The 6,581-nt window shown below is 60.5% G+C and carries 10 protein-coding genes and 1 tRNA gene; 10 read left to right on the top strand and 1 reads right to left on the bottom strand.

What is annotated here, in order from left to right; genetic code table 11:
• From GV044_RS22385 to GV044_RS22380, 3 genes are all read left to right on the top strand, one after another.
• Positions 1–180: hypothetical protein (locus GV044_RS22385; protein WP_236555109.1), on the top strand; the 180-nt coding region annotated here is incomplete at its 5' end.
• Between the two features lie 745 nt (positions 181–925).
• Positions 926–999 (top strand) — tRNA-Ala (locus GV044_RS19135).
• A 353-nt stretch (positions 1,000–1,352) separates the two neighbouring features.
• Positions 1,353–1,562: a hypothetical protein gene (locus tag GV044_RS22380; protein ID WP_236555108.1), complete on the top strand. Its 210-nt coding sequence runs from the start codon at positions 1,353–1,355 to the stop codon at positions 1,560–1,562.
• Positions 1,563–1,965: 403 nt separating this feature from the next.
• Here the strand turns inward: GV044_RS22380 and GV044_RS19125 are convergent, their stop codons facing one another.
• Positions 1,966–3,009 carry an IS481 family transposase gene (locus GV044_RS19125; RefSeq protein WP_236555107.1) on the bottom strand — a complete coding sequence of 348 codons (1,044 nt, stop codon included), beginning with the start codon at positions 3,007–3,009 and terminating at the stop codon, positions 1,966–1,968.
• Positions 3,010–3,150: 141 nt separating this feature from the next.
• Between GV044_RS19125 and GV044_RS19120 the strand changes: the two genes are divergently transcribed.
• The 7 genes from GV044_RS19120 (at position 3,151) to GV044_RS21945 (ending at position 6,427) form a co-directional block, all read left to right on the top strand.
• Positions 3,151–3,579, top strand: coding sequence for a P27 family phage terminase small subunit (locus GV044_RS19120; protein ID WP_159873914.1), 429 nt, complete (start codon positions 3,151–3,153; stop codon positions 3,577–3,579).
• Positions 3,572–4,252 (top strand): cellulase family glycosylhydrolase, encoded by a 681-nt coding sequence (locus GV044_RS19115; RefSeq protein WP_159873912.1) that lies wholly within the window; start codon positions 3,572–3,574, stop codon positions 4,250–4,252. The genes GV044_RS19120 and GV044_RS19115 overlap by 8 nt, the downstream gene beginning before the upstream one ends.
• A 12-nt stretch (positions 4,253–4,264) precedes the next feature.
• Positions 4,265–4,516 (top strand): hypothetical protein, encoded by a 252-nt coding sequence (locus GV044_RS19110; protein ID WP_159873910.1) that lies wholly within the window; start codon positions 4,265–4,267, stop codon positions 4,514–4,516.
• A gap of 438 nt (positions 4,517–4,954) precedes the next feature.
• On the top strand, positions 4,955–5,287 hold the full coding sequence (locus GV044_RS19105; protein ID WP_159873908.1) for a hypothetical protein: 333 nt from the start codon (positions 4,955–4,957) through the stop codon (positions 5,285–5,287).
• Positions 5,247–5,387, top strand: coding sequence for a hypothetical protein (locus GV044_RS19100; protein ID WP_159873906.1), 141 nt, complete (start codon positions 5,247–5,249; stop codon positions 5,385–5,387). The genes GV044_RS19105 and GV044_RS19100 overlap by 41 nt, the downstream gene beginning before the upstream one ends.
• Before the next feature lie 233 nt (positions 5,388–5,620).
• On the top strand, positions 5,621–6,031 hold the full coding sequence (locus tag GV044_RS21950) for a hypothetical protein (RefSeq protein ID WP_201299163.1): 411 nt from the start codon (positions 5,621–5,623) through the stop codon (positions 6,029–6,031).
• Between the two features lie 3 nt (positions 6,032–6,034).
• Positions 6,035–6,427, top strand: coding sequence for a transposase (locus GV044_RS21945; RefSeq protein ID WP_201299162.1), 393 nt, complete (start codon positions 6,035–6,037; stop codon positions 6,425–6,427).
• The last annotated feature ends 154 nt before the right edge of the window (positions 6,428–6,581 follow it).

Here is a 6,581-nt window from a genome sequence, read left to right as displayed (position 1 = left end):
TCTCCGCTGATGCTGGGCCCGGTCACCAATCGAGAGCCCGTTCTTCATCGTACCGGGGAACAACCACCTGCCTCAGCACCGATCGCGCAGTGGTGGACCGCTCCCAGCGATTACACCATGTTCATGTACAAGCTCGCGTGCCTTAACCGGCGCGCTGCCAGGAGCAGCATGGCGAGCTAATTGGTCTGACGCCCGAAAGGGAGAGCTGCCCTTGCCACCACCCGGACGAAGCCTCGCTTCAGTCGGTGTGCGGAAGCATGCACTAGCGTGAGTAAAGCACCCAGCCAGCGAGATCGAGCACACGTACTTGCCGCACTTCGGGCCCGCTCGCCTTTAAGTTCTGCGCATTCTCGATAGCATGCGGTTCGCGCACGTGCGCACCAGCTGGGCACCACTTGTCTTCGCGTAGGACCTCGACTTGGTACACGGGCGATCTCCTCGTGCCTCGCATAAGCCGTTCAGGTTGAGGGGTAGTTAAGCGTCAGCCCTGTCGCCGAACTGGGCACAAGCTTGAGGCACCTCAAGCGAGGCTTAGCAGGAGAGATCAACTCGAAGTGTCTTTGGGGCACTTCGGCATACTGTCGTTTCTTCCGGTAAGCGCTTGGATCATGGAATAAAGAAACGGCGACGATCCGAGGCTAGGAGGATCGCCGCCGCATAGTTGGAAAAGACTCTTACGAGTCCTTCGGGTCGCACCGGGACCGTACATCAAGTTGACTACTCGACGAACAGCCGTTGTTTGTACGGCATCGTACCAATATGAGACTGCGCTCATCGCGTAGTACCTTCGTACCATTCTGTCCTGAAATTCTGGTGCTGCAATATGCGTCATCTGAATCGCTCCGCAGTCTGCGGTTCAATTCGCTCCTGAGATTGCCGGATGTTACAGGGTTATGGCCGCCGTGGCGAAGCAGGGCCTGGGTTCGCGACTATCGTTCAGCGGTGGGGCCTCGGCCTTGCAAGCTGATCGTCTCGGTCCGAACCCGAGTGATCGCTCCAACTCAAGCATAGATGAAGCGCATGGCATATTATTACTTCGGGTCGACCGTCAGCGGGCATCCCGCGCCATTCTTCGGACGTATAGTGCGAATAGAGCCATAACTAGGGTGGCGATCGCCCCAGACATCATCGGATGACCGCCGATCCACTTGGTTATGTCCGAGAAAGCATACGCGAGTAGCTTGGTTAATTCCATCTTGAGACGCCCGCCTGATCCTGACTCAGGTGATCGTTAGTCTAAGGGCGATTGCGGTCAAGTTGATCGTTCTCGCCAAGGCACCCGCATGTTAATCAAGTGGACGGGGCGCGGATGGCTGCTTCCATGATACGGTTTCATACTCGAAAGCACGAAGATGCCCGTGCCGAGCTGGCGCAGCGACAAGCGCTCATCATCTGAGCGCGGCTATGGGCGCAAGTGGAAGAAGGCCCGTGTCGCCTTCCTTGACGCCAACCCGCTGTGCATCGGCTGTGAGGCTAAAGGCAGGGCTGTACCGGCCACGGTCGTGAACCACCGCACGCCCCACCGCGGCGACCTCAAGCTCTTTTGGGACCGCAAGAACTGAGAGCCGGTGTGCGCTCCCTGCCACAATGGCGAAGTCCAGCGAGAGGAGCGGAGCGGCATAGTGCATGGCACGGGACGGCAGGCCGCTCGATCCTGCGCATCCGTGCAACAAGAAGTCGTGAGCGCGCCGCAGAGAGCAGAAGGGCCGCAGGATAAACCCGCGGCCCGACGCTCAACCCCCCCGGGCTATGTGGCTAAACTAACCCGTGCTGCTTAACATCCCGTTGCTTCGCCAAATGAGAAGGCCGCAGGTCCAGGAGAACCTACGGCCTTCATCCGATAAACGCCTCAGTGCCCGGGGGGAGAACTGCCGAGGCTCGTTCTGGGTACGACCAAAATCTAAACAACCCGTGAAGTTCTTAATGCGCGAAGGCTGTTTGTTCACCATTCAGCATTAAGTGGGATTAACCAAAGTGTTTTTCGCCGTTAATCAACAGTGCTGCGGACCTGAACAGCCCCACCCCCCGGTCCCCGGTCGAAAGTCTGAGGGGATCGCGCCCCTCGGTGTTTAGTCCCAGGATGTGATGGGTTGGCTTGACGTTAAAGATGTCGGGCTTTGATTTCCAGAGCTCCTCGATGGCTTCGCAGGGTGTCTTGAACCGGATGGCCTTGAGTTGCTTGGCAAAGTTGTAGGCGACCAGCCAGTCGTGGACGTGCCGTCGCAGTTCGGCAATCGAGGCGTAGTGGAACGACTTCACGGTAGCCTCCTTGATGGTTCTCACCATCCGTTCGGCCTGTCCGTTGGTCCATGGGTGATAGGGCTTGGTCAGACGGTGCTCGATGCCGGCTTCCTGGCAGACGCGTCCGAAGATGTGCGGGAAGGTCAGCTTCGAGCGCCGCTCCAGTTGCACGAACTGGACGCCGTTATCGGTCAGCACAGTATGGATTTTGTAAGGTACGGTCTTGATCAAGGCCTTCAGGAAGCCGGCGGCGACCAGCTTCGTCGCCTTGCGATAAATGCGGGCGAAAAACAGCTTGGAAGTACGGTCCACGGCGACATACAGGTACGCCTTGCCACCCTCATAGCGAAGCTCGGCGATGTCGATATGAAAGTAGCCGATCTCGTAAGCCTTGAACTTCTTTGGCTTTTCACGGTCGGCCTTGGGTAGTCGGCTGATCTCATGCCGTTGCAGGCAGCGATGCAACGACGATCGACTGAGTTGAGGGATCACGTCCTTCAAGGTGATGTAAACGTCATCGAGCGGCAGCCTCGCCTGGACGCGCAACGCCACAATCGCTGCTTCCTCCATAGGCGAAAGCACACTGCTGCGCCGCTCCTTGGGACCCATCGGCATGTCTTCGACCGAATGCCGCTTGCGCCATTTCAGCACTGTCTTCTCGTTGATCCCACACCGCCTTGCGAGGCTCGCGACCGAAGCTTCCGATCGCTGTAGCTCCGCTCGTATGGCGTGCGTGGTCTTGGCGCTGCCGTGGAGAACCTGGCCCATAGCTCCCCCCTCTGTGATGTGGACAACCTTACACCATCACACGCTGGGACTAAACACCTAGACCGGACAGCGCCCTCCGTGCGCACCGAGATCAGACTTTGAGGGGTAGGGTTTTCGGCCCGGTTGCCCGGGAGAGTGTCTATGGCCGATCTGGTCGAGATCACGGGAGGCGATGGCGTCCCGGCGGAGCCGAACTGGAGCCGCTACTTCGGGCGAAAGGCTGATCGGGACCCGGCTTCCGAGCATCGGCAGCGGGTTATCAGCGAGATGCGTGGTGCTGAGAAGCTGGCCGTCGTGAACACGCACGCGATCCAGCGCCTCATCGTCGCGTATGTCACGTTCGACATCTCGGCGAAGGCGGTCCTCAAGGTTGGCCCGGTCGTGCCGGCACCCAAAACGAAGGTGCCCACCTACAATCCGTGGTGGACGACAATGCAGAATGCCGCGGCCACGGCTGCGGCGCTGGAGAAGGAGCTTCGCATCTATCCGCGAGACCGGAAGAACGGGGGCAAGGTCGCGAAGAAGGCGACGCGGACCACCGGCGGCGGTTACCTCAAGAGCCGTGGCTAACCGCTTTCTGTCGGACCTTGATCCGACCACAGCATGGGCAAAGGCGGCGGTAGACGGCAAGCTGTTCACCTGCGGCGAGTTGGTCCGGCACGCGGCCGAATGCCACCTGCGCGATATACGCCATGGCGAAAGGCGCGACCGCGCCACGCCGCAGCGCACGTCCGACAACATGCAGTGGATCGTCAATGCAGTCCGCTCGCGCACCAACTGCGCCGGAAAAATCCTGATCGAGGGCGCGTCGTTCTCATCCTCGCGCAACTGGGTGAGCAACGGCCAGGCCGCAGCCTTTGATCGCCTGTATGGTCCGGCTGGCAACATCGCTTTTTCGCCGCACTCCTACTACGATGCGGACGCCAGCGGCACCGATGCCAGCTGTGTTGCCGGTGCGCAAAACCGCTTGGACCCTCCTCTTAGCTGGGCCGCAGTTGGCGATCGTGAGATCTTCATCGGGGAGCAGGCCGGCAGCGGCCTCGATGCAGTTTGCCAATTCGTGCTGCCGGCGGCGTACGCGAAGCTGCGGGACCACCCGAACTGCATAGGCTGGACGAGGTGGGGCGGCGCTCGGCGCCGGGGTTCGACCTATGCCTACCGTCTCGACCCGAGCAACTACCAGACCGGTGAGGACACGCCGCAGATGAAGCTGCTGCTGCGCTTTCTGGCGCAAAATCCGTGAGCGGGGGGTTGCATGAAGCTGAGTTCCCTTGCCTCGACTGCAGCAACTGCCGGTGCCGGCATCATCGCGCCCGCGGCGCCAGGTCTGTCCGGAGAGTTCATGAAAGCGGCAGGAGTGACGATCCCGCTGCCTGTACTCGCCATGGGCCTATGCTTCTCGTCGGCAGCAGGTTTCATCGCCATGAGCTTTTCGCCGCCTGATCACCGCATCGATAAGTGGGCGACGCTGTTCGCCGCGCTGCTCATGGGGCTGGCGGAGCGCTGACACGTGTCGGAACCGCTACATCGATGGTAGAACGGGCACGCGGCTCTACAATATCTTGCGCGGCATCAAGAAGCGGTGCAGCGACGCCAACAATCCGAAATATGGCGGCCGAGGCATCCGGATGTGCGCCGAGTGGGAGGACTATCCTACCTTCCGGGCTTGGGCACTCGCGGGAGCATACGCCTACCACCTCACCAATGAGCGCGTGGACAACGACGGCAACTACGATCCGGGTAATTGCAGGTGGATCATCGGAAGGCAGCAGGCCCGCAATCGGCGAGCGACCCACCGCATCACGATAGGAGGCGAGACCCGCTCCCTTGCCGAGTGGTGCGAAAGACAGCGCCTTCCGTATGCGCGAATTTGCGCTCGTATTCACAAGCTGGGTTGGCCAGCTCCACGCGCCCTGAACATGGTAGCGTCGGGGGGGCGCAAGGGATGAGCCGCGCAGTCCAACTCGGCGGAATCATCGCGATGTCGCTGCTCGCCACCACCATCCTGGCGCTGATTACCCATACCTTCGACGGCATGATCGCGAAGGTCACGCCGGATGGCAAGGTGCCAGTGGTCGACGCCGGCATGTTCAGGGCCCTGCTGCTGTCGTTCCGCGAAGTCATCGGCGTGATCAAGTCGATCTGGGAGCACGCGGATCGCAGCGATCTCGCGACTGCGCTCTCGAGCTCCACCCCCATCAACAGTCCTAATCCGCCCGCAGGCGAGGAGAACAAGCATGAAGATCAATGTCGGCAAGCTGCTCGGTGCAGCGGTTAAGGTCGCCAAGAAGAACCCTAGCCTCGTCATCGATGCAGTTACCGCGCTCGGCCCCGTCGTGAAGGAGATCAAGGCCGAGACGAAGAAGTCGCGGATCTAATAGCGTTACAAGGAGTTCAGCCAGCAAGCCTTCCGTCAGACGAACTGCGGCTTTGAGCTGCATTGGAATGTTCGTGAAAACGATGTTCGAGCCGTTCAGCAGACCGCTGACGGATCCCGAGTCCAAGATGGGGCGATCCGAAGATCCCGAGATAACCCGCTGCGAGAAGCACCCACAGAGCGGCTGCCAAGCCGATGATTGCGCTACCTTTCGTGATAACCAACTGAATTCGCATGCAGCCTCCGGCACCTTGCGGGACTGGCTCTCACAAATATCCTGAACGGCTGCTGACGCTTCGCTCGCGCAGAACACCGCCCCCGGTCGCGGAGGCTTCAACAAGAGAATCGAACTATGGTCGGTTACCGGAACCAGCAGGCGCGTGCGCGTGCGGCATTCATCGTCAGGGGCGGCACCAATCCAACGCCTTATCGGATCATCTGGAGCGCCTTTCGGCTTACGGCGATCCTATCGAGGAGCTCGGCCGGATCGTCGACTTCGAGGCATTTCGCCCGGTTTTGGTAGCGGCGCTGGCCTATGGCGATGGAGTCAAGGGCGGCCGGCAGCCCTACGACCCTGTAGCGATGCTCAAGGTTCTGGTGCTGGCCGCACAGAACAATGTTGCCGATGCGCGAAGGGATATCTGATCCGTGACCGGGCTGCGGTTCCTGGGTTTCGATCTTGGCGCATCGACACCCGACGCCAACACGATCCGACTGTTTTGTGAGAAGCTAACCCAAGCCGGTGCGCTCGAGGTGGTGTTCGCCGACTTCGACTGGCAGCTCAAGGAGCGCGGCTACCTTGCGATGGGTGGCCAGATCGTCGATGCGACCCTGGTGGCTGCGCCCAAGCAGCGCAATACGGCGCCTGAGAAGGAAGCGATCAAGGCGGGCAAGACTGCCAACGAGATCTGGCCTGACGAACCTGCCCGGGCCGCGCAAAAGGACACGGACGCGCGCTGGACGCTCAAGTTGCGCAAAGGCAAGGCCCTTAGCGAACGGCAAGCCGGGTATCGACATCGCCATCCCGAGCTTTTGCTATAGAAGCAGCGTATCGATCTGCCGGACGTTCGTTAGCGCTGCGAGCGCCCCACATGGACGGCAGCGGGCGAGCGCGTGAGGAGGCGTCTCCTGGTTTAGGAGATGAGCATGACGTTTGTGGGTGATGCTGATGGTGGTGACGAGCATTCGCACCATG

The organism is Novosphingobium sp. 9U (genome assembly GCF_902506425.1).
GTDB lineage: Bacteria > Pseudomonadota > Alphaproteobacteria > Sphingomonadales > Sphingomonadaceae > Novosphingobium.
The sequence above is the reverse complement of the archived record's forward strand: the minus strand, read 5'-3'. Positions and strand labels throughout refer to the sequence as shown.

Coding starts and splice junctions, on each gene's coding strand:
- GV044_RS22380 (WP_236555108.1), top strand. CDS start 1,353: ATGCCCGTGCCGAGCTGGCGCAGCGACAAGCGCTCATCATCTGAGCGC.
- GV044_RS19125 (WP_236555107.1), bottom strand. CDS start 3,009: ATGGGCCAGGTTCTCCACGGCAGCGCCAAGACCACGCACGCCATACGA.
- GV044_RS19120 (WP_159873914.1), top strand. CDS start 3,151: ATGGCCGATCTGGTCGAGATCACGGGAGGCGATGGCGTCCCGGCGGAG.
- GV044_RS19110 (WP_159873910.1), top strand. CDS start 4,265: ATGAAGCTGAGTTCCCTTGCCTCGACTGCAGCAACTGCCGGTGCCGGC.
- GV044_RS19105 (WP_159873908.1), top strand. CDS start 4,955: ATGAGCCGCGCAGTCCAACTCGGCGGAATCATCGCGATGTCGCTGCTC.
- GV044_RS19100 (WP_159873906.1), top strand. CDS start 5,247: ATGAAGATCAATGTCGGCAAGCTGCTCGGTGCAGCGGTTAAGGTCGCC.
- GV044_RS21950 (WP_201299163.1), top strand. CDS start 5,621: ATGCAGCCTCCGGCACCTTGCGGGACTGGCTCTCACAAATATCCTGAA.